Source organism: Burkholderia theae (genome assembly GCF_048565265.1).
GTDB lineage: Bacteria > Pseudomonadota > Gammaproteobacteria > Burkholderiales > Burkholderiaceae > Burkholderia > Burkholderia theae.
In genome coordinates this window covers 1,612,906-1,633,303 of sequence record NZ_CP183462.1, presented here as the reverse complement: position 1 = coordinate 1,633,303, position 20,398 = coordinate 1,612,906, and the positions used below count along the sequence as shown (strand labels likewise).

The window sequence follows — 20,398 nt, the reverse complement described above, 5'->3', positions numbered from 1 at the left end:
CGGCCGCGCGCGACAGCGCGGCGCGACAAGGCTGCCGGGCAATCCCCCGGCGCTCGCGTGGACATTTTCATGCACGGGCAGCGGGATGCATCCACGGCGATAAGCAACGCCGAATTTATTGGTAAGCGATCGACGGGCGGCGCGCGAAGATCGGCCGTCGTCATTCGCATGACAGCCATCGTCCTTTCTCTCCGCCACCATGAAGAACGCTTTCGTTTCGTCAGCCGCGCGTCGTGCGCGTGGCGCACCTCATGCCGTTGCCGCGCTGCGCTGCATCGCCGCGTCGCTGTTGCTCGCCGGCGCGGCCACGCAGGCGCTCGCCGCGCCGACCGGCAAGACGCTCGTGTACTGCACCGAAGGCAGCCCGGCCGGCTTCGATCCGGGCCAGCACACGACGAGCACGGATTTCGACGCGAGCACGTACACGATCTACAACGGGCTCGTGCAATTCAAGCGCGGCACGCTCGATCTCGAACCGTCGCTCGCGACGAGCTGGGACGTATCGCCCGACCAGCGCACGATCACGTTCCATTTGCGGCGCGGCGTGAAGTTCCAGACGACCGCGTGGTTCAAGCCGACGCGGCCGTTCCAGGCCGACGACGTCGTGTTCACGTTCCGCCGGATGCTCGATCCCGATGATCCGTTCCGCAAGGCCTACCCGGTCAGCTTCCCGTACTTCAGCGATCTCGGTTTCGACCGCAACGTCGAGCGTATCGAGAAGATCGACGACTACACGGTGCGCTTCGTGCTGAAGTCGCCCGACGTCGTGTTCGTGCGCAATCTCGCGATGGCGTTCGCATCGGTCCTGTCGGCCGAATATGCGTCGCAGCTCGCGGCGCGCCATCGCGAGGCCGACATCAACCAGTTCCCGGTCGGCACGGGGCCGTTCTTGCTGCGCACGTACCAGAAGGACGCGCTGATCCGCTACGACGCGAATCCCGACTACTGGAAGCCGGACGACGTGAAGCTCGCACGCCTCGTGTTCGCGATCACGCCCGATCCGGCCGCGCGCCTGCAGAAACTGGTGGCGGGCGAGTGCCAGGTGTCGGTGTTTCCACGGCCGGCCGATCTCGACACGGTGCGGCGCGACCCGAAGCTGACGCTGTTTTCGGGGATGGGCTTCAACGTCGGTTTCGTCGCGTACAACACGCAGCATGCGCCGCTCGATCGCGTCGACGTGCGGCGCGCGCTCGACATCGCGATCGACAAGACGGCGATCGTGAAGACCGTCTTCAACGGCGACGCGAAGATCGCGACGAACCCGATGCCGCCCACGCAATGGTCGTACAACCCGCGCCTGAAGGATGCGCCGCGCGATCCGGCCGCCGCGAAGGCGCTGCTCGCGCAGGCCGGTTTTCCGAACGGTTTCGACCTGACGCTGTGGGCGATGCCGGTCCAGCGCCCGTACAACCCGAATGCGCAGCTGATGGCGCAACTGATCCAGCAGGACTGGGCGAAGATCGGCGTGCACGCGAAGATCGTCAGCTACGAATGGGGCGAATACAACCGCCGCGCGAAGCACGACGGGCAACACGACGCGATCCTGTACGGCTGGTCGGGCGACAACGGCGACCCCGACAACTGGCTCGGCACGCTGCTCGGCTGCGACGCGGTGCACGGCAGCAACCTCGCGAAGTGGTGCAACCAGGATTTCGAAAAGCTGGTGAGTGCGGCACGCGCGAACGGCGATGTCGCGAAGCGCACGGCGCTGTACGAACAGGCGCAGGTGGTGTTCAAGGACCAGGTGCCGTTCACGCCGATCGCGACGTCGATCGTGTCGTTGCCGGTGTCTCGGCGCGTACACGGGCTGACGTTCTCGCCGCTCGGCGGGCACCGGTTCGACGGCGTGTGGCTCGATTGACGGAAGGACCGGCGCGCTCGTGCGCGCCGGTGCCGGTCGTGCTCAGTTGAGCGCGACGGCCGTCGCCGTTTCGACCGGCGAGCCTTCGAGCGCGACCGATGGCTGCCCGTCGGGGCCGACCGGCACATCGCCGGTGAGGGTCGTGCGATAGAGCTGGCGGTCGAAGTCGAGATCGAAGATGTCGACCGGCGCGAGATGCGCGGTCGCGCGGTTGTCCCAGAACGCGATGCTGCGCGGTTCCCACTTGAAGCGGATCGTGAATTCCGGCCGCGTCACGTGTTCCCACAGCAGTTCGAGCAGCGCCTGGCTTTCGCGCGGCGTGAGCCCGACGATCGATTTCAGGAAGCTCGGGCTCACGTACAGCGCTCGCTCGCCGGTCTCCGGATGCACGCGTACGAGCGGATGTTCGGTCACGAGCGGGCGGCGCTCGACCGCTTCGTCGAACGCGCCGGTTGCGCGCGCACCGGCCGGCGGCGTGAAGCGGTGCAGGCCGCGCAGGCCGTCGACGAAACCGCGCAGCGGCGCGGACAGCGTTTCATACGCGCGCACGAGGTTGGTCCAGTGCGTGTCGCCGCCGTACGGCGGGATCGTCACGCCGCGCAGGATCGATGCCCACGGCGGATTCACGGCGGCCGTCACGTCGGTGTGCCAGCCCGTCCACGGCCGGCGCACCGGTTCGCCTTCGAAGCGCGTCGCCTTGCGATGTTTCGCGATCGAATAGACGGCCGGATGACCGTCGACGTGCCCGAACACCGGGTGGCCGACCGTCGGCTCGCCGAACTGCGCGGAGAACGCGACGTGCTGCTCGTGCGTGAGGAATTGCTCGCGGAAGAAGACGACGCGCCATTTCAGCAGCGCGGCGCGGATTGCCGCGATCTGCGGCGTGGTCAACGGTTGCGTGAGGTCGACACCGCGGATTTCCGCGCCGATATGGGCGGACAGCGGGATCACGTCGACCGGCTGGGCGGCGGGTTCGAGTAGGGCGCTCATGCGACACTCCTGGCGGAAGTGAACGGGGCGGATGGCCGACATCGTTGCGGGTGCACGCGTCGGCCCGGTGGCGAGAGGTTCATGATCGGGTGTCCGGGGTGGCGAATCGCGCGGAACGCGCGGCAGCGCGCAGGGAATCGTGCCGCCGCAAGGCTCGGGCGTTACTGCAGTGTTGCGCCCGGCCCCTTCAGCACGACGCTCTGGCGGCCGTCGATGCCGACCGGCACGTCGCCGTGAACGGTCGCGCGGCGCACGACGCGGCGCGCATCGCCGTAGTCGTTGATCGCGTAGTGTTGCGTCGCGCGGTTGTCCCAGATCGCGACGTCGCCTTCCTGCCAGTTCCAGCGCACGGTGTTCTCGAGACGCGTCACGTGCTCGTGGAACACCTGCAGCAAGTGCGCGGAATCCTGCGCCGATAGCCCCTTGAGCCGCTGCACGAAGTGCCCGAGTACAAGCGTGCGTTCGCCGGTTTCCGGATGCACGCGCACGACCGGATGCTCGGTTTCGTAGACGGTCGACGTGAACACCTCGCGGTAACGCTTCAGTTGCGCATCGTCGGCATGCACGTGCGTCGACGCGTAATCGTATGCGTTCGTGTGCAGCGCCCACAGCGTGTCGGCCAGTGCGCGCAGCGGGTCGGGGAGATGCGTGTACGCGGCGGCCGTGTTGGCCCACACGGTATCGCCGCCGAACGGCGGAATCACGACCGCGCGCAGGATCGAGATCTTCGGGTATGCATCGACGAAGGTCACGTCGGTATGCCATGAATTGGCGCGCGCGCCGTGCGTGGAATCGAGTTCGAGCAGGTGCGCGCTGCCGTCGACGGGCGGCACGGTCGGGTGCGCGACGATATCGCCGAAGCGCCGTGCGAACGCTTCCTGCGCAGTGTCGTCGAGATGGTGCTGGCCACGGAAGAACAGCACCTTGTGGCGCAGCAGTGCGGCCTGGACCGCGTCGAACGTCGCGTCGTCGAGCGTGGCCGACAGCCGGACGCCGGCGATCTCCGCGCCGATCCGGCCGGCGACCTGACGCAACTGGAGCGGGGCGGCGGCCGTGCGCGGCGCGGCGTGCGAAGCATGGGAAGACGGGTGAGCGGCGTGCTGGACTTCGGACATCGGGAGTCTCCTGGAGTCGGGTCGATCGAATCTCCATTCAAGCAGGGACTGCGCGGAACCGGAACCGATGAATCGTCACAACCTTAGCGTGCGGATTTCGACGATCGATATGTGTCGTCGTGCTGAGCAATCCGCCGCGTCACGCACCTACCACGCAAGCCGCCATTCGCCGATCCGGTGACGAGGCGTCGTGTCGATGCGCTTGCCGCCCGCGCCATCGTCGCCCGGTGGTTCGTGGGCGTCGAAATCGGCGAGCACCGTGTCGCGCAGCCGCGCGAATTCCGGCGAATCGCGCCGGCGCGGCCGCGGCAGCGCGATGTCGACGATGCGCTCGATGCGGCCCGGGCGCGGCGCCATCGTCACGACACGGTCGCCGAGATAGACGGCTTCGTCGACATCGTGCGTGACGAGCATCATCGTGATGCGCTCCTGTTCCCAGATGCGCAGCAGTTCGTTCTGCATCCGCGCGCGGGTCTGCGCGTCGAGCGCGCCGAACGGCTCGTCGAGCAGCAGCACGCGCGGGCGGTTCACGAGGCCGCGCGCGATCGCGACGCGCTGCGCCATCCCGCCCGACAACTGGTTCGGATACGCGTGCTCGAAGCCGTTCAGCCCGACGAGCGCGATGTGATCCGCGACCGCGCGCCGCTTCGCGGCCGCGTCGAGCGGCGCGTTGCGCAGCGCGGCGCCGATGTTCTGTTCGACGGTCAGCCAGGGGAACAGCCGGTGATCCTGGAACACGATGCCGCGTTGCAGCGACGTGTCGCGCACGCGTTCGTCGCCGGCGCGGATCTCGCCCGCGTAGTCGGCATCGAGCCCGGCGATCAGCCGCAGCAGCGTCGACTTGCCGCAGCCGCTCGCGCCGACGATCGTGACGAATTCGCCGGCACGCACGTGCAGCGACACGTCGTCGAGCACGGCGAGCGACGCGCCGCGTTGTGCGTAGCGCTTGCTCACGTGGAGGATGTCGATCGAATCGGAGGCGAGGGTCGTCATGGCGGGGCGAAGAAGGTTGCGGCAGGGAAGGAAAGGGCGATCACCGCGGCAGGTCGCCGCGCCCGGCCAGCACCTTGCGCTCGATCGCACGCGCGATCGCGTTCAGTGCCCAGCCGGTCACGCCGACGACGATGATCCCGAACAGCACGAGATCCATCCGGAACTGTTCGCTTCCGTCGATCAGCGTGTTGCCGATCCCGCTGCCGGCGACCAGCAGGTATTCGGCGCCGAGCGTCGCGAGCCACGAATAGATCAGGCCGAGATACAGCCCGGTGAAGATCGACGGCAGCGCGGCCGGCAGGATCACGTAGCGGATGAGTTGCAGCCGCGAGTAGCGCAGCGAGCGGGCGACGTCGACATACGTGCGCGGCACCGCGTGAATGCCGTCGCAGGTGTGCGCGGCGACGGGCAGCAGCGCGGCGAGCGACAGGAACACGACCTTGGCGACGTCGCCGAGGCCGAACCACACGGAAATCAGCGGAATCCACGCGAACAGCGAGATCTGCTTGAACGTGTCGAAGCTCGGGCCGACCATCCGCGCGGCGACGCGCGACAGCCCGAGCGCCGCGCCGAGCAGCAATCCGCCCGCCGCACCGATCGCGAAACCGCAGGCTTCGCGTGCGAGCGACGCGGACAGCGCGCGGCCGAGCGCGCCGCTCGCGGCCTGCACCCACGCGGTGCGCAGCACGTCGGCCGGGCCGACGAGCAGCCCGCTTTTCACGAGATGCGCGGAAGCGATCGCCCACCACAGCGCGAACGCGGCGAGCGGCAGCACGAAGCCGCGCCAGTCGGGCGCGTGCAGACGGCGGGCAGATGCGGCGGCCGGCGGTGGATCGTCCGGCGTGAGCGTCGGCGTGGCGGAATGCGGCACGGGTGGTCTCCTTCGGTTGGGCCGGCAGGCCGGTTCAGCCGCGGAACGCGGACGGCACGCCGCGGCGCAGGCGCGCTTCGAGCGCATCGAACAGCCGGTTGATCAGCAGGCCGACCGCACCGACCACGATCACCGCCGCCATCACGAGATCGAGCTGGAACAGTTGCCGCCCGTACACGATCAGGTAACCGAGCCCTTCGGACGACGCGACGAGCTCGACGACGACGAGCGCGAGCCACGACTTCGTGAACGCGAGCCGCACGCCGGTCGCGAGCGTCGGGATCGCGGCCGGCAGCACGACGTGGACGATGCGTTGCCGGCGCGTGTAGCCGAATACGCGCGCGACTTCGTCGAGCGCGGGCGGTGTCTGGCGAAACCCTTGCAACGTGCTCAGCGTGACGGGGACGAGTGCCGCGTGCGCGATCAGCAGGGTCTTGAGCGGTTCGCCGACACCGACGAGTAGCAGCAGGAACGGCAACCAGCCGAGCACCGGAATCTGCACGAGCGCGTTGAAGCTCGGCAGCACGTAGGCCTCCAGCGTGCGCGACAGGCCGAGCGCGACGCCGGTCGCGAACCCGAGCAGCGTGCCGGCCGCGAAGCCGACCAGCACGCGCTGCAGGCTGATCAGCGTGTGACGCGCGAGATCGCCGCTCGTCGCGAGGTCGGCGAGCGCTTCATACACGCGCTCGGGCGGCGGCAGGATCTGCGGCGCGATCCAGCCGCGCGCGCTGCCGACCGTCCACAGCGCGAACAACAGCGCGGGCAGCACCCACGGCGCGAGCCGCCACGACAGCCGCTTCAGCCCCGCCACGCGGCGCGGCTGCGTGGCGAGTGCATTCAGCTCGGACGACGGAATCGGGATCGCGGTGTCGCTCATCGAGGCAGGTCCAGGTCAGGAAAGGGGCTTGCCGGCCGCGTCGTAACGTTGCCAGTAGGTTTCGAGCTTCAGCGTGCGCAGCGCGTTGTCGAGATACTTCGGCTCGAACCAGCCGTCGACGTCGACCGGCTGCCGGATCAGCTTCAGCTTCAGCGCATCCTGCGCGACGGCCTTGTAGCGCGCGACGAGGAACGGATCGATCAGCGGGGACAGGCGATCCTTCAGGCGCTGGTTCGCATAGTCGGCCTGCCACGACGAATACGGCACGCCGCTCTTCGCCCACAGCTTGAACAGCGCATCGCGGTTCGCTTCGTCGGACGACCATTGCGCACCCTTCACGAACGCGTTGACGACGCGCTGCACGACGTCCGGATGCGCGCGCTCGAAGTCGTCGAGCACGAGCAGGTGAGTCTGGCGCGTGTACTGCGGGCCGTCGTTCTGCGATTCGTAGATGATCTTCGCGAGCCCCGCGTCGCGCAGCTTGTACAGCTGGTAGTCGCCGACCGACGCGTCGATGCCTTTCGATGCGAGCGCGGCGAGCGAACTCGCGGAGTCGAGGTTGATCACGCGCAGGTCGCGTTCGCCGAGGCCGTTCGTCGCGAGTGCGTTGTCGGCGACGAGCTGCAGGTTCGTACCGCGGAAGATCGATACGCGGCGGTCTTTCAGGTCCTTGATCGAGCGGATCGCGGAATCGGGCGGCACCGCGATCTTGACGCCCGAGCGCACGCTCGCGGCGAGCAGCAGGTGCGTCTTGATGCCGTTCGAACGCGCGAGCACGGCCGGCAGGTCGCCCTGATACGCGAAGTCGAGCGCCTTGTTGGCGATCGCCTCGTTGACGGCCGGCCCCGCGCCCTTGAAGAACAGCCACTGCACGGTGATGCCGTCGGCCGCGAACTCCTTCTCGACCCGCTGCTGCAACTGCACGGTGGCGGCGCTCGATCCGCCGAAGGTCGGCGGATCGCCGGCGCCTTGCTGGGCGACACCGATGCGGATCGTGGCGGGCTTGTCGGCGTGTGCGGCGGTGGTTGCCAGCGTCATCAGCATGGCCGCCAGCAGCGGTCGCAGCAGGCGCAGGGGAGACGGGAATCGTTCGGTCATGGTGCGGCGGGTCGCGAGAGAATGAAGTCGGGCCGGGAGGCGTCGAGCCATTCTGGTGGACGCTGCCGGCGCGGGACAAGCAACGATTTGAACTATGCTTATCGCCGTCCGGCGGGTTGCCGGGCCGGATGTGCCGTTATATGAGGACGGCAAGCGGATTCGTGTATACGGGGTAATCGTTCAGGATTCCGATCGTATTTGTTGACGTCATTCGATAATCGGGAAAGCGCCGATCCATGGATTCATGAAATGGCGGAGTCGCGGATTCGCATGCCGATCGACCGGCGAATCCAGGCGGTGAAATAGGCATAAGGGGGTAAAGAAATCGATCCGGACTCGTCATGTTCGCCGGTCTGGCCGCATGAATCGGCGATCACGGCCCGATCCGGCATACCGGAAAACAGAATGAAAATGGGTTGTAAGCCAGGCGCCAAATGACGCATCGCAATAGTCGAAATGTTTGCGTCGAAATCTGAACCACGCGGCATGCCACGAGAAAGAATTTCGATAGATGACCGGTATGAATTTCATTGTTTCAGGGCGCTATCCATAAATACATTCCGACGCCAAATTATTTGAAATCGTCCGAAAAATTGTCTATACCCTAGACGAATCAGCGCAGTCGGCATCGTGCCGGCACGGCGCATAACAAGCGTGCGAATGAAACGATCGATGCCGTCGTTGCATGCCGCACGTCGTAGTGATCGAGTGGACTTCGAGGGTGCGAACAGCCCGATGCCAGGGCCGTTCGTAAGAGTCGCGAATGGGCGAGCGCCCTGTGCAGCCGGCGCACCCATGCAGCGTCTTTGCGTTCAACGGTCGATCATCGACCCCGTCACACGGAGGTTGCCATGCTGCAATACGTCAAGTCCCTGCTGCGTGATGAACGTGGCGTCAGCTCGCTCGAATATGCGGTGCTGGCCGGCATCGTCGTGGTCGCGCTGGCGGCGGTCGGCGTGATCCTCAGCAGCACTTCCGGTGGCTTGCCGAGCGTGTTCACGGCGCTGATCTCGAAGGTGACGAGCCTGATCTGATCCCCTGAACCCGCGCGCCGCCGACGAACACACGGATCCGCATCGGTAGAACGTATCCAGCCGGGGGTGCGCCGACGGACGGCTCTCCCATGCTCATTCTTGTGCAGTCGGTGGCCACGATCGTGCTGGCGTCGCTCGCGGCGCAGGACCTGCGCGATCGTCGCCTGTCCAATCGCGCGGTGCTGGCGTTCGCGATGCTGTATTTCGTCGCGGCGGCGCTCGCGCACGAGAGCCTCGCGCCGCTGGCCGGCCACGTGGCGACCGCCGCGGCGATGCTGCTGATATTCGGCGGCTTGCATCACGCGGGCTGGATCGGCGGCGGCGACGTCAAGCTCGCGGCGGCGGTATTCCTGTGGGCCGGCCCGACCCTGGCGCTCCCGGTGTTGACGATCGTCGGCGCGGCGGGCGCCCTGTGCGGCCTCGCCGCGCTCGCGGCCATCGCGTGGCAGCGTCGCGCGGCACCCGCCCGCGCGCTCGCCGTGCGCGGCGTGCCGTACGGTGTCGCGCTCGCATTCGGCGGTGCGCTCGCCGTCTGGGTGCCGTCTCCGTACGCGGTTTCGCTTACCTAGCCGGGGGGACGCACGCCGCCATGCCCAAACCTCTGAGAATGGCCGTGCTGATCGTCGCTGCCGGCATTGGCGCGTTCATCCTGCGCGAACTGTACGTCGCCGCGTCGACGACGTCGGCGCCCGGCGACGCGGATCAGGCGCGCGTGCGCGTCGCGGCCGCCGATCTGCCGGAAGGGCTGCTGCTGCGCGACAACGATCTCGGCTGGAAGCGCATGCCGCGCGCGCAGGTGCCGCCCGGTGCGTTCGTCGAGTCGCAGCCGGGTGCAGACCTGAAAGGCGCGCTGCTGCGCAACCGCGTCGGTGCCGGCACGGCGATCCGCACGGACAACGTGATCCCGGCCGGCGCGCCGGATTTTCTCGCGGCCGCGCTGCAGCCCGGCATGCGCGCGATCTCGGTGCCGGTCGACGACGTGTCGGGTAACGCGGGGCTGATCCAGCCGGGCGACTTCGTCGACGTGGTGCTCACGCAGCAGATCGGCGGCTCGGCGACGTCGCCCGGCACCTTCGAAGCGGAGACGGTCGTGCGGCGCGCGCGCGTGCTCGCGGTCGGCTCGGATTTCCAGCGGGCGAAGGCACCGGCGAGCGCGCCGGACGCGACGGCGCGCGCGCGCACGGTCACGCTCGAGGTCGCGCCGCGCACCGCGCAGGTCGTGCTGGTCGCGACGCGCCTTGGCTCGCTGTCGCTCGCGCTGCGCAGCTTCGCGACCAGCGACCGGCGGCAACCGGCGGGGGGCGACGAGCAGGAGCCGGACACGCAGCCGGTCTGGGCGGGCGACGTGTCGCGCGCGGCCCGCGAGGCTGCGCGCGTGCCGTCCGCCCGGCCGGAGGCCGGCGGCGCGCGCTCGACAGGACAGGACAACACGGTCGTGATCTATCGCGGGTCGTCGATCGACGACGGGTCGCGCGGCGGCGGCACCGGCACGCCGGGCCTGCCGCCGTTGCCGTCCGGCATGCCGGGGCTGCCGGCGCTGCCGGGCGGCGGCAACGTCGCGGCGGATGCGACGGCGCAACTGCCGCGGGTGGCGGCGCCGCAATGACGGGTGGACGGATCGGGACGGCCTGCCGCCGGCCGGCATGGGACGGGATGACGGGAACACGCATGGTGCGCATGATTCGTTGGTTCGCTCTCTGGTGCCTGGCCGGCGTCGCCGCGCCCGGCATCGCGTTCGCGCAGGGCGCACGCACGCCGGACGCGGGCGCGGTGCTGTCGATCGCGACCGGCAAGGGCGAGATGCTGTCGCTGCCCGAGCCCGCGATCGCGATGTTCGTCGCCGATCCGGCGATTGCCGACATCCAGGTGCCGTCGCCGCGCACCGTGTTCGTGTTCGGCAAGAAGGCCGGCACGACCACGCTGATTGCGCTCGGTGCGAACCATCGGCCGATCCTGCGCAGGACGGTGATCGTGCAGGTCGACACGGCGTCGCTTCAGGCGGTGCTCGACGGCCGCTTTCCGCAGCTGAAGCTGTCGGTGTCCGGCGCGCCCGGCTCGCTGATGGTGTCGGGCAAGGTGCCGAGCGCGGCCGACGCGGACGCCGTGATGCAGTCGCTCGCGCCGTACCTGCACGACAAGGAAAGCATCGTCAACCGGCTCACGCTGTCGCGCCCGATCCAGGTGAACCTGCGCGTGCGGGTGACCGAGGTGAGCCGCAACATTACGCAGCAACTCGGCATCAACTGGAGCGCGCTCGGCGGCGCCGGCAATTTCGTCGGCGGGCTGTTCAACGGGCGCACGTTGTTCGATCCGACGAGCGGCCTGTTCAACCTGTCGCCGACGGGCGCGTTTTCGGTGCTCGGCGGGTTCCGCGCGGGGCGCTGGTCGATCGACGTCGTGCTCGATGCGCTCGATCAGGAGGGCCTGATCACGATGCTCGCCGAACCGAACCTCACCGCGATGTCCGGCGAGACCGCGAGCTTTCTCGCGGGCGGCGAGATTCCAATCCCGGTCGCGCAGGCGGGCACGTCGTCCGGCGCGATCACGGTCGAGTTCAAGCCGTTCGGCGTGTCGCTCGACTTCACGCCGACCGTGCTCGCCGACAACCGGATCAGCCTGAAGGTGCGGCCGGAGGTGAGCGAGGTCGACCCGAACAACAGCGTGACGACCGGCGGCGTCAAGATCCCGGGGCTGACCGTGCGGCGCGTCGAGACGACGGTCGAGCTGTCGAGCGGGCAGAGCTTCGCGATCGGCGGGCTGCTGCAGAGCCAGACGGCCGACACCGTGTCGCAGATCCCGGGGCTCGGCCGGCTGCCGATCATCGGCCGGCTGTTTTCGTCGAAGAACTTCCAGGACAGCAAGACCGAGGTGGTCGTGATCGTGACGCCGTACATCGTGCAGCCGGCCGGGCCCGGCCAGCTCGAGCAGGCGATCGACACCGTCGCGCGGCCGAGCAGCGATCTGGAGTTCGCGGTGCAGCACGAGCTGGGGCTCGACCTGCTGTCGGGCGATACGCCGCGTCTCGTCGGCGCCGCGGGCTTCGTGTACTGAACCGGAGGCGCCCATGCGAGTTCGAACCGCTGTCCTGACACTGCTGCCGCTGACGCTGGCGGGCTGCATGTCGGCGCCGCCGCCGCTGAGCCTGCCCGACGCGCGGTCGATCGGCTTCGACGGCGTGCAGGCGGTGCCGCCCGACTGCGCGAAGCTGATGCAGCCGTCGCATCTCGTCGACGCGGGCTTCGGGCGGCCGGGCGTGCCGTTCGGCTGCGCGACCTACACGAACCTCGCGACCATGCTCGCGCGGCCGCAGGATCTCGTCGCGCCCGTGCCGTACGGCGGCGCCGACGCGGAAGTCGCGGCCGGCGCGGTGCGTCGCTACGTCGAGGATCGCGTGAAGCAGCCGACCCCCGGCAAGACGCTGACGACGACCGGCTCGCCCGGCCATTGAACCGATTTCCGCTGCCATCGCGATGCCGCCCATGAACGTCCTCGAACGCCAGAATGCCAAGCGCGCCGTGTCCGCCGGCGCGACGGATCTCGTCGCGGTCGTGTCCGATTCCGGTAGCGAGGACGTGATCCGGCGCGTCGCGCAGGATTTGTCGATCACGCGTGCGCACCTGCAGACGGGCACCTGCGACGACGCGATCCGGTTGCTGCAGCAGCAGGAGCGCTCGCCGCGCCAGCTGGTGATCGACGTGTCGGATTCGGTGCTGCCGGTATCGGACCTGATGCGGCTCGCCGACGTGTGCGATCCGTCGGTGCGGGTCGTCGCGATCGGCACGCAGAACGACGTCGGGCTGTTTCGCAACCTGCTCGGCATCGGCGTGCAGGACTACATCGTCAAGCCGCTGACCGTCGAGCTGATGCGGCGCGCGCTGACGGCGACGGAATCGGTCGTGCAGGGGCGTACCGGCAAGATCGTCAGCTTCGTCGGCGCGCGCGGCGGCGTCGGCACGACGACCATCGCGGTGAGCCTCGCGCGCTGCCTGACGGGCGAGAAGCGCCGCCGCGTCGCGTATATCGACCTGAACCTGCATGGCGGCGGCGCGAACTCGATGCTCGGCCTTTCGAGCAACAACGGGCTGGTCGAGTTGCTGAACATGGAGCAGCGCCCCGACGACGCGCTGTTCGACCGCATGTTCGTCACGAAGGGCGACCGCCTGCACGTGCTGTCGGCCGAGCTCTCGTACGGCGCCGACGTGCCGCTGAGCGACGGGGCGATCGCGCGACTGGTCGACATGCTGAAGGACCGCTTCCACTACGTGCTGTTCGATGTCGGCAGCGGCGCCGGCAAGCTGCTCGAGGACGCGCTCGAGGCGTCCGATCTCGCGTACGTCGTCGCCGACCGCTCGGTGCACGCCGCGTACGAATCCGCGCGGCTCGCGCGCTTCGTGCAGGAGCTGCCGGGCGAGCGGCAACTGTCGATGGTGCTGAACAATCCGCTCGCGCCGGTCGCCGGCCGGGTCGAGCCGGCCGATTTCGCGGAGGCGTTTGGCGGCGCGACGCTGCGCGAGCTGCCGCACGAGCCGCAGACGCTCGCGGTTGCCGAGAACCTTGGCGAGCCGATCGAAGGCGCGAAGCCCCACGGCTTCGTGGACGGGATCCTGCAGCTCGCGAACGGGATCACCGGCGAACCGACGGTCATCGCCGAGCCGTGGTACGCGCGCTTCGTCAAGTGGAGGAAAGGATCGTGACGTTCGGCAACCGCAACCGGCCGCCGCCGGACCCCGCGCCGGCCGCGGTGCCAGCGACGCCCACGGCACCGCGCGAGCCGGCGCCGACGGTCGCGCCCGCGCCGCCGCCAACACGTGCACCCGCGGCCGCCGACACCCACGAGGCGCTGATCCGCTCCGGCAAGTTCGATGCGATCCGCACCGCGGTGTTCGCGTCGATGAACATGTCGGCGGCGTTGATGAAGACGCGCGACGAGGTGCGCGCGGGCATCGAGCAGGTGGCGGCGCACACGGTCGAGCGCGAGCGCCTGAAGATCACGGCCGGCGAGCAGGTGCTGATCGTCGATGCGATCCTGAACGACATGTTCGGCGTCGGGCCGATCGAGCCGCTGCTCGCCGACGAAACGGTCACCGACATCCTCGTCAACGGGCCCGACCAGGTCTACGTCGAGCGCGCGGGCCGGCTCGAACTCACGTCGCTGAAGTTTCGCGACGACGCGCACGTGACGAGCGTCGCGCAGCGGATCGCGGCGGCGGTGGGCCGGCGCGTCGACGAGAGCAGCCCGATGGTCGACGCGCGGCTCGCCGACGGCAGCCGCGTGAACGTCGTGCTGCCGCCGATCGCGATGCGCGGCCCGTCGATCTCGATCCGCAAGTTCGCGAAGCGCGACATCACGCTCGCGCGGATGGCGCATCAAGGCAACATCTCGCATCCGATGCTGCAGCTGCTGAAGGTGGCATGTTCGTGCCGGCTGAACATCGTGATCTCGGGCGGCACCGGCTCGGGCAAGACGACGCTGCTCAATGCGCTGTCGCAGCACATCGAACAGCATGAACGGGTCGTGACGATCGAGGACGCGGCCGAGCTGCAGCTGCAGCAGCCGCACGTCGTCAGCCTCGAGACACGGCCGGAGAATACCGAGGGGCTCGGCGGCATCTCGCAGCGCGACCTCGTGCGCAACGCGCTGCGGATGCGGCCCGACCGCATCATCCTCGGCGAGATTCGCGGCCCGGAGGCGTTCGACGTGCTGCAGGCGATGAACACCGGCCACGACGGCTCGATGACGACGATCCATGCGAACTCGCCGCGCGACGCGATCAGCCGGCTCGAGAGCATGGTGATGATGGCGAACGCGAACCTGCAGTTGCTGTCGATCCGGCGCCAGATCGCGAGCGCCGTGCACCTGTTCGTGCAGATCGAGCGGATGCGCGACGGCGTGCGGCGCGTTACGCGGATCACCGAGATCGTCGGGATGGAGGGCGAGGTGGTCATCACGCAGGACCTGTTCGCGTTCCGCCAGGAAGGCGACACGACGCGCGACGCGGTCAAGGGCGTGTTCGACGCGTCGTCGCTGCGGCCGGCGTTCGCGGCGCGCGCCGCGTACTACGGCCAGGAGGATGCGCTCGCCGAGGTATTCCGGCCATGAGGGCCGCCGACCTGTTCGCGGTGTGCGCGTTCGTCGTGATCCTCGGGATCGGGCTTGCGCTGTCGTCGCTGCTGGAGCGCGCGCGCCACACGCCCGCACGGCGCATTCGCGAGCGGATGCGGCACCTGTCGCCGTTGCTCGCGGGCCGCGATGCGGGCGCGGCCGACGGGTCCGGCGTCGCGCTGTTCAACCTCGAACGCCGGCAAAACCGCGTGCGCACGTGGCTGCAGCACTACGTGACACGCGTGCGGGCGGTGGGCGGCGACGGCGGCATGCGGATCGTCGTCGCCAGCACGGTGGCCGGTGCGATAGCGGCGATCGTCGCGATCAAGCTGATCGGGCCGCCGGGTGTGCTGCGCCCGCTGATCACCATCGGGCTGCCGCTGGTCGCGATGCGCGCCAGCTACCGCGCGCTGGTCGAGCGTTTCCGGGTGCGCTTTCTCGAGGCATTCCCGGACGCGATCGACCTGATCGTGCGGGCCGTGCGCGCGGGCATTCCGGTCACGCAGGCGATCAGCACGGTCGGCGACAGCGCGGCCGAGCCGGTGCGTTCGACGTTCCGCACGATGGGCGACAGCCTGCGGGTGGGCGCGGATCTCAAGGATGTGCTGACGCAGGCGGCGGACCGGCTGATGATCGCGGACTTCTCGTTCTTCACCGTCTACCTGCTGCTGCAGCGCGAAACCGGCGGCAGCCTCGGCGAGACGCTCGACGAACTGTCGAGCATCATCCGCACGCGTCGCGACATTCGCCTGAAGACCCGCGCGCTGACCGCCGAAGGGCGGATCACGACGAAGATCATTTCGGCGGTGCCGTTCGTGATGATCGGCGCGCTGTTCCTCGTGAATCGCGCGTACGTGATGCTGCTGTTCACGACGCACGCCGGCAACACGATGCTGACGATCGCCGCCGGGCTACTGACGGTGGGGCTGCTGACGATCCGCAAGATCTCGCGACTGGATACCGCACGATGACGATATCGATACTGGCCGCCCGTGGCCTTGAACTGCTGCTGTTGCTCGCGTGTGTTGGCGTGGCGCTCGCCAGGCCCGGCGGCGGCACGCGCCGGCGCATCGCCGCGCGCGTGCAGCAGGCGGCCGGACAGCGCGCGCCGTCGCCGTCGGCGGGGCTGCTGCAGCCGGGCGAAGTCCGCCAGGGCCTGACGCGCCGGCTCGCGCAGCTCGGCGAGCGGCTGCCGGTGCTCGACCCGATGCAGCGCGTGAAGCTCGGCCTGCAACTGGCGCGCGCGGGTTTTCGCGAGCGCCGCGCGGTGTCGTCGATGATCGGGATCAAGCTGAGCTGCGGCGTGCTGTTCGCGGGCGTCGCGATCGTGTTCAGCCCGTTCATCCCGCGCTTCGGCGAATACTTCGTGATCCGCGCGCTGGCGATGGTCGCCGCGTTCGTGATCGGCGTGATCGTGCCCGAGTACGTGCTCGGCGCGATGATCCGGCGGCGGCGGCGGATCATCGCCGCGTGCTTTCCGGACGCGCTCGACCTGCTCGTGATCTGCACGATGGCCGGCAACAGTCTCGCGTCAGGCGTTCGGCGCGTCGCGCACGAACTGGCGCGCATCTGCCCGCCGCTGGCCGACGAGCTGACGGTGTGCGCGGACGAGCTCACGCTCAGCGGCGACGTGTCCGCGACGCTCACGCACTTCGCGACGCGCGTCGATTTCGCGTCGGCGCGCTCGCTCGCGACGACGCTCACGCAGTCGCAACGGTTCGGCACGCCGATCACGCGGGCGCTGCGAACGCTGTCGCGCACCGAGCGCACCGAGCAGATCGTCGCGCTCGAGGAAAAGGCCGCGAAGCTCGCGCCGAAGATCACGCTGCCGATGATGTTGTTCATCCTGCCGACGGTCTGCCTGATCGCGGCGGGCCCGGCGGCAATCCGCCTGCTCGAGGTGTTCAAATGACACGATCCGTCGTACGCGCGCTCGCGCTCGCGGCCGTGCTGCCGGTGCTGGCCGGCGGCTGCGCACCGGGCGTCCAGACGCGGCCGGTGCTGTCGCACAAGAGCGACGACCCGCAGGCCGAACTGCGCATCGCGGACAGCGCGCTCGCCGGCGGCAACGTCGATCTCGCATCGACGCTGTACGAGAAGGTGCTCGCGAAGCATCCCGATTCGCTCGCGGCGCAACTGGGGCTCGGCGACGTCAACTATCGCACCGGCAACCTGGAGCGCGCGCGGATCCTCTACGAGGAAGCGCAGCGGCAGTCGCCCGCGGAGCTCGGCCCACAGCTCGGGCTCGCGCGCATCGCGTTGCGGCAGCGCCGGCTCGACGAGGCCGCGCAGCGCTATCGCGACCTGCTGGCCGCGCAGCCGAACCATCCGCTCGCGGCGCAAGGGCTCGGCACCGTGCTCGACCTGCAGGGGCGCCATGCGGATGCGCAGGCCGTGTATCGCGACGCGCTGCGCGTGCACCCGGACGCGCAGGGGCTGCGCATCGACCTCGGGCTGTCGCTCGTGCTGGGCAACCGGCCGCGCGAGGGCGTGAACGTGCTGCTCGACGTCGCGGGGCTGCCCGATGCGCCGTGGCAGGCGCGCCAGAACCTCGCGTTCGCGTATGGCGTGCTCGGCAATACCGATTCGGCGAAGAAGCTGCTGTCCGCGGACCTGCCCGCGTCGGCGGTGGCCGACAACCTGCGCTTCTATCAGGCGGTGCGTGCTCGGCTTGCGTCGCGCGGGGCGGCAGGCGGCGCGCCGCCGCTGTCGGGTGCGGCGCTGGAGTCGGACGTCGCGCCGCCGGGAGCGGGGGCCGCAAAATGACACGCGGGGCGACGGGCGCCCGCCGCGCGCGCGGCGTCGTGTCCCTCGAGTTCGTGCTGATGCTGCCGTTCCTGCTGATGGTGCTGATCGGCATCATCGATACGAGCCTGATCCTGTGCGACAAGGCCGTCATCACGAACGCGAGCCGCGAGGCCGCGCGCGCCGGCGTCGTGCTGCGCGTGCCGATGCTGACCACGACGCAGGTCGCCAGCGTCGCGCAGACCTACATGCAGAACAGCCTGATCACCGGCGGCACTGCGACGACGCCGGCCGTGACCGTGACGCAGGCGAACGGGACGACGTCGGGCACCGCGCTGACGGTGACGGTGACCTACACGTATTCGGGGATGGTGCTCGGTTCCGCGTTCAGTGCGCTGACCGGCCCGGTGACGGTTTCGGCCACGTCGGTGATGCTCTATGAATGACGCACGCGGCCCGCGGCCCGTCGCGCTGGTGCGGCAGCGCGGTTCGGTCGCGCTGTTCTTCCTGTTGTTCCTGATTCCGTTGCTGTCGTTCGGCGCGCTCGCGATCGACATCGCATGGGTGGCCACCGTGCGCAACCAGTTGCAGAACGCCGCCGATGCCGCCGCGCTCGCGGGGGCCGACGCGATGATGTCGTCGAGCGGCGGCGCGGTGAACTGGTCGCAGGCCGCGTCGGCGGCGAACGGCGTGATCGCGCGGAATTCGGCGGCCGGTGCCGCGCTGTCGTCCGGCACGGTGGCCACCGGGTACTGGAACATGACGCGCAGCCCCGCGGGCATGCAGGCGACGACCATTACGCCCGGCGTGTACGACGTGCCGGCCGTGCAGGTCACCGTGTCGCGCGCGCCGGGCGTGAACGGCGGCTCGATTCCGCTGCTGCTCGGCGGGCTGCTGGGAATTTCCGGCGCGTCCGGCAGCGCGACCGCGGTGGCGGTGCTGGCCGCGCCGGGCGGGGTGGCGGCCGGCGGGTTGTTCCCGGTCGCGATCGATCAGTGCATCTACAACCAGTACTGGAACGCGGCGACCAACCAGCCGCTGATCAATCCGCTGACGGGCTTGCCGTTCGAGTTCACGATCACGAACGGCCAGACCTATGGCTTGCTGTGCATGGGCGGGCAGTGGACGTCGTTCCAGTCGACGGCGACCGACACGACGACGATTGCGGGGCTGATGGCGACCGGCAATCCGACGACGCTGAGCATCGGCGACAGCATTAACCTCGCGACCGGCTCGAAGACGACGCTCTACTCGTCGGTGCCGGTCGGCACGACGGTGGTGCTGCCGGTCGTCACGCAGACGTCGAGCAGTACCACCGTGCCGATCGTCGCGTTCGCGGCGTTCCACATCGACGTGTCGCTCGGCGGCTCGTACAAGTACATCCAGGGCCACTTCGTCGGCGGCGTGAAGCTGACCGGCGTCGCGACCGGCGTCGGGCCGTACTACGGCGTGTACGTGCCGCCGCGGCTCGCGCTGTGAGCGCCGGACCGCGCGCGGCGCAGCAGCACGAGGAGGGCGCCGAGCGTCACGGCGGGGCCGATTTGCGGCAGCAGCAGCCACGCGTTCAGGTATTCGACGAGCGGCAGCGCCCACATCAGCGCGATCATGGTCTGCTCGCCGCGCAGCCAGCCGTCGCGCCAGCCGATCGCCAGCATGCAGGCGATCGCGAGGCCGAGCCACGCGAGCTCGTAGTGCCACACGTACGGATTCGCGACGAGCGTCGCGACCGCCAGCGCCGCCGCGCGCACGCGGGTGTCGCGCGAGCGCACCCACACGATGCACGCGGCCGCGATCGCGATCGCCGCGACGCAGGCGTGTGCGGCATATGCTGCGCCGAGCGGCAGGCCCGCGAGTCGGAACGCCGCGAACGGCGTCGGCGACGCGAACCAGAACATCACGCGATGCTCGAGAATCAGCGATCGCGCGAGCCCCGTGCTGGCGGCGAACAGGCGCGGCGACTCGACGCCGCACACCAGCACGCTCAACGCACCGAACGCGGTGGTGGCGAGCGCAGCCCACGCAATCGTGCGCCACGCGCGCGCGGCGATCAGCACGAACGGGAACAGCAGCGCCATCTGCGGCTTGACCGACAGCAGGCCGATGCAGAGGCCGGCCCACATCGGCCGCCGGTCGGCCCAGTAGACGGCCAGCGCCGCGCACGCAGCGGTCAGGAACGCGTTTTGCCCGAGCATCGCGGTGACGAACACGCACGGCGCGGCGACCAGCGCAAACGCGCCGACGCGCAGCACGCCGGGCGTCGCGCCGAGGCCCGAGACGCGCCACGCGGCGCACCCGAACACGACGATGCCGAACGCGACGAACAGCGGATAGCCGATCGCGAAAGGTAGGAGTGCGAGCGGCGTCACGAGCAGCAGGTAGGTGGGCGGGTACAGCCAGGCGACGAAACCTTCGCCGCGGAAATACGGGAACAACGCGGCCGACAGCCTCGAGAAGGTCGGGAGATCGTACGCTTGCCATGGCGCGCCGTGCAGCATCAGGTACGACGCCGACCAGAACACCGCGTAGTCCGCACCCGGGCGCTTGATGGCGATGCCCGGCGCGTAGCGAATCACGTACGCCCAGATCGCCAGGAACAGCGCATGGAAGACGAGCACGAACGCGCTGTACGTGACGACGCGTCGGGGTGTCAGCCACGCGCGGACGGGGTGTTCCGCCGAGCGCATCGATTGCCGGGGAATGTCCATGCGTCG

The 20,398-nt window shown here is 69.3% G+C and carries 21 protein-coding genes; 13 read left to right on the top strand and 8 right to left on the bottom strand.

Going from position 1 to position 20,398, the window contains the following annotated elements:
- Positions 1 to 199: 199 nt before the first annotated feature.
- A complete protein-coding gene (locus tag ACN22W_RS24835; protein WP_419689776.1) occupies positions 200 to 1,861 on the top strand; it encodes an ABC transporter substrate-binding protein in 1,662 nt (553 codons plus the stop codon).
- 42 nt (positions 1,862 to 1,903) lie between these two features.
- On the opposite strand, the gene ACN22W_RS24830 is transcribed toward ACN22W_RS24835, so the two are convergent.
- The 7 genes from ACN22W_RS24830 to ACN22W_RS24800 all read right to left on the bottom strand — a co-directional run bounded on the left by ACN22W_RS24830 (position 1,904) and on the right by ACN22W_RS24800 (position 8,293).
- Complete coding sequence (locus ACN22W_RS24830; RefSeq protein WP_419689775.1) at positions 1,904 to 2,851, bottom strand: TauD/TfdA dioxygenase family protein; 948 nt, start codon at positions 2,849 to 2,851, stop codon at positions 1,904 to 1,906.
- Positions 2,852 to 3,012: 161 nt separating this feature from the next.
- Positions 3,013 to 3,966 carry a TauD/TfdA dioxygenase family protein gene (locus ACN22W_RS24825; protein WP_419689774.1) on the bottom strand — a complete coding sequence of 318 codons (954 nt, stop codon included), beginning with the start codon at positions 3,964 to 3,966 and terminating at the stop codon, positions 3,013 to 3,015.
- Between the two features lie 147 nt (positions 3,967 to 4,113).
- Positions 4,114 to 4,959, bottom strand: a complete 846-nt coding sequence (locus ACN22W_RS24820; protein ID WP_419689773.1) for an ABC transporter ATP-binding protein — start codon at positions 4,957 to 4,959, stop codon at positions 4,114 to 4,116.
- Positions 4,960 to 4,999: 40 nt separating this feature from the next.
- Positions 5,000 to 5,830: an ABC transporter permease gene (locus tag ACN22W_RS24815; RefSeq protein ID WP_419689772.1), complete on the bottom strand. Its 831-nt coding sequence runs from the start codon at positions 5,828 to 5,830 to the stop codon at positions 5,000 to 5,002.
- A gap of 34 nt (positions 5,831 to 5,864) precedes the next feature.
- Complete coding sequence (locus tag ACN22W_RS24810; protein ID WP_419689771.1) at positions 5,865 to 6,707, bottom strand: ABC transporter permease; 843 nt, start codon at positions 6,705 to 6,707, stop codon at positions 5,865 to 5,867.
- A gap of 15 nt (positions 6,708 to 6,722) precedes the next feature.
- The gene (locus tag ACN22W_RS24805) at positions 6,723 to 7,805 is read right to left on the bottom strand and encodes an ABC transporter substrate-binding protein (protein ID WP_419689770.1); all 1,083 of its coding nucleotides are present in this window, start codon (positions 7,803 to 7,805) and stop codon (positions 6,723 to 6,725) included.
- A 242-nt stretch (positions 7,806 to 8,047) separates the two neighbouring features.
- A complete protein-coding gene (locus ACN22W_RS24800) occupies positions 8,048 to 8,293 on the bottom strand; it encodes a hypothetical protein (RefSeq protein ID WP_419689769.1) in 246 nt (81 codons plus the stop codon).
- Positions 8,294 to 8,656: 363 nt separating this feature from the next.
- Here ACN22W_RS24800 and ACN22W_RS24795 point away from each other — a divergent pair, with 363 nt between their 5' ends.
- The 12 genes from ACN22W_RS24795 to ACN22W_RS24740 all read left to right on the top strand — a co-directional run bounded on the left by ACN22W_RS24795 (position 8,657) and on the right by ACN22W_RS24740 (position 19,166).
- Positions 8,657 to 8,839, top strand: coding sequence for a Flp family type IVb pilin (locus ACN22W_RS24795; protein WP_048250404.1), 183 nt, complete (start codon positions 8,657 to 8,659; stop codon positions 8,837 to 8,839).
- An 89-nt stretch (positions 8,840 to 8,928) separates the two neighbouring features.
- Complete coding sequence (locus ACN22W_RS24790) at positions 8,929 to 9,408, top strand: A24 family peptidase (RefSeq protein ID WP_419689768.1); 480 nt, start codon at positions 8,929 to 8,931, stop codon at positions 9,406 to 9,408.
- Between the two features lie 20 nt (positions 9,409 to 9,428).
- Positions 9,429 to 10,445 (top strand): Flp pilus assembly protein CpaB, encoded by a 1,017-nt coding sequence (cpaB, locus tag ACN22W_RS24785; RefSeq protein ID WP_419689767.1) that lies wholly within the window; start codon positions 9,429 to 9,431, stop codon positions 10,443 to 10,445.
- Positions 10,446 to 10,507: 62 nt separating this feature from the next.
- On the top strand, positions 10,508 to 11,890 hold the full coding sequence (locus ACN22W_RS24780) for a type II and III secretion system protein family protein (RefSeq protein ID WP_419689766.1): 1,383 nt from the start codon (positions 10,508 to 10,510) through the stop codon (positions 11,888 to 11,890).
- 13 nt (positions 11,891 to 11,903) lie between these two features.
- Entirely contained in the window at positions 11,904 to 12,287 is a 384-nt protein-coding gene (locus ACN22W_RS24775; RefSeq protein WP_048250399.1) for a CpaD family pilus assembly lipoprotein, read from the top strand.
- 22 nt (positions 12,288 to 12,309) lie between these two features.
- Positions 12,310 to 13,533, top strand: coding sequence for an AAA family ATPase (locus ACN22W_RS24770; RefSeq protein ID WP_419689765.1), 1,224 nt, complete (start codon positions 12,310 to 12,312; stop codon positions 13,531 to 13,533).
- On the top strand, positions 13,530 to 14,939 hold the full coding sequence (locus ACN22W_RS24765; protein ID WP_419689764.1) for a CpaF family protein: 1,410 nt from the start codon (positions 13,530 to 13,532) through the stop codon (positions 14,937 to 14,939). Before ACN22W_RS24770 ends, ACN22W_RS24765 begins: the two co-directional genes overlap by 4 nt.
- A complete protein-coding gene (locus tag ACN22W_RS24760) occupies positions 14,936 to 15,913 on the top strand; it encodes a type II secretion system F family protein (RefSeq protein ID WP_419689763.1) in 978 nt (325 codons plus the stop codon). The genes ACN22W_RS24765 and ACN22W_RS24760 overlap by 4 nt, the downstream gene beginning before the upstream one ends.
- Positions 15,910 to 16,854: a type II secretion system F family protein gene (locus ACN22W_RS24755; RefSeq protein WP_129517001.1), complete on the top strand. Its 945-nt coding sequence runs from the start codon at positions 15,910 to 15,912 to the stop codon at positions 16,852 to 16,854. Before ACN22W_RS24760 ends, ACN22W_RS24755 begins: the two co-directional genes overlap by 4 nt.
- Positions 16,851 to 17,708, top strand: a complete 858-nt coding sequence (locus ACN22W_RS24750; protein WP_419689762.1) for a tetratricopeptide repeat protein — start codon at positions 16,851 to 16,853, stop codon at positions 17,706 to 17,708. Before ACN22W_RS24755 ends, ACN22W_RS24750 begins: the two co-directional genes overlap by 4 nt.
- The gene (locus tag ACN22W_RS24745; protein WP_129517003.1) at positions 17,705 to 18,133 is read left to right on the top strand and encodes a TadE/TadG family type IV pilus assembly protein; all 429 of its coding nucleotides are present in this window, start codon (positions 17,705 to 17,707) and stop codon (positions 18,131 to 18,133) included. The genes ACN22W_RS24750 and ACN22W_RS24745 overlap by 4 nt, the downstream gene beginning before the upstream one ends.
- The gene (locus ACN22W_RS24740) at positions 18,126 to 19,166 is read left to right on the top strand and encodes a TadG family pilus assembly protein (protein ID WP_419689761.1); all 1,041 of its coding nucleotides are present in this window, start codon (positions 18,126 to 18,128) and stop codon (positions 19,164 to 19,166) included. The genes ACN22W_RS24745 and ACN22W_RS24740 overlap by 8 nt, the downstream gene beginning before the upstream one ends.
- Here the strand turns inward: ACN22W_RS24740 and ACN22W_RS24735 are convergent.
- Positions 19,130 to 20,392 (bottom strand): glycosyltransferase family 87 protein, encoded by a 1,263-nt coding sequence (locus ACN22W_RS24735; RefSeq protein ID WP_419689760.1) that lies wholly within the window; start codon positions 20,390 to 20,392, stop codon positions 19,130 to 19,132. The two genes, ACN22W_RS24740 and ACN22W_RS24735, sit on opposite strands and share 37 nt — an antisense overlap.
- Positions 20,393 to 20,398 lie beyond the last annotated feature (6 nt).

Bases quoted from the DNA above. Each gene is read 5' to 3' on its own strand.
- ACN22W_RS24835 (WP_419689776.1), top strand. From the start codon at position 200: ATGAAGAACGCTTTCGTTTCGTCAGCCGCGCGTCGTGCGCGTGGCGCA.
- ACN22W_RS24830 (WP_419689775.1), bottom strand. From the start codon at position 2,851: ATGAGCGCCCTACTCGAACCCGCCGCCCAGCCGGTCGACGTGATCCCG.
- ACN22W_RS24825 (WP_419689774.1), bottom strand. From the start codon at position 3,966: ATGTCCGAAGTCCAGCACGCCGCTCACCCGTCTTCCCATGCTTCGCAC.
- ACN22W_RS24820 (WP_419689773.1), bottom strand. From the start codon at position 4,959: ATGACGACCCTCGCCTCCGATTCGATCGACATCCTCCACGTGAGCAAG.
- ACN22W_RS24810 (WP_419689771.1), bottom strand. From the start codon at position 6,707: ATGAGCGACACCGCGATCCCGATTCCGTCGTCCGAGCTGAATGCACTC.
- ACN22W_RS24805 (WP_419689770.1), bottom strand. From the start codon at position 7,805: ATGACCGAACGATTCCCGTCTCCCCTGCGCCTGCTGCGACCGCTGCTG.
- ACN22W_RS24800 (WP_419689769.1), bottom strand. From the start codon at position 8,293: ATGCCGCGTGGTTCAGATTTCGACGCAAACATTTCGACTATTGCGATG.
- ACN22W_RS24795 (WP_048250404.1), top strand. From the start codon at position 8,657: ATGCTGCAATACGTCAAGTCCCTGCTGCGTGATGAACGTGGCGTCAGC.
- ACN22W_RS24790 (WP_419689768.1), top strand. From the start codon at position 8,929: ATGCTCATTCTTGTGCAGTCGGTGGCCACGATCGTGCTGGCGTCGCTC.
- cpaB (WP_419689767.1), top strand. From the start codon at position 9,429: ATGCCCAAACCTCTGAGAATGGCCGTGCTGATCGTCGCTGCCGGCATT.
- ACN22W_RS24780 (WP_419689766.1), top strand. From the start codon at position 10,508: ATGGTGCGCATGATTCGTTGGTTCGCTCTCTGGTGCCTGGCCGGCGTC.
- ACN22W_RS24775 (WP_048250399.1), top strand. From the start codon at position 11,904: ATGCGAGTTCGAACCGCTGTCCTGACACTGCTGCCGCTGACGCTGGCG.
- ACN22W_RS24770 (WP_419689765.1), top strand. From the start codon at position 12,310: ATGCCGCCCATGAACGTCCTCGAACGCCAGAATGCCAAGCGCGCCGTG.
- ACN22W_RS24760 (WP_419689763.1), top strand. From the start codon at position 14,936: ATGAGGGCCGCCGACCTGTTCGCGGTGTGCGCGTTCGTCGTGATCCTC.
- ACN22W_RS24755 (WP_129517001.1), top strand. From the start codon at position 15,910: ATGACGATATCGATACTGGCCGCCCGTGGCCTTGAACTGCTGCTGTTG.
- ACN22W_RS24750 (WP_419689762.1), top strand. From the start codon at position 16,851: ATGACACGATCCGTCGTACGCGCGCTCGCGCTCGCGGCCGTGCTGCCG.
- ACN22W_RS24745 (WP_129517003.1), top strand. From the start codon at position 17,705: ATGACACGCGGGGCGACGGGCGCCCGCCGCGCGCGCGGCGTCGTGTCC.
- ACN22W_RS24740 (WP_419689761.1), top strand. From the start codon at position 18,126: ATGAATGACGCACGCGGCCCGCGGCCCGTCGCGCTGGTGCGGCAGCGC.
- ACN22W_RS24735 (WP_419689760.1), bottom strand. From the start codon at position 20,392: ATGGACATTCCCCGGCAATCGATGCGCTCGGCGGAACACCCCGTCCGC.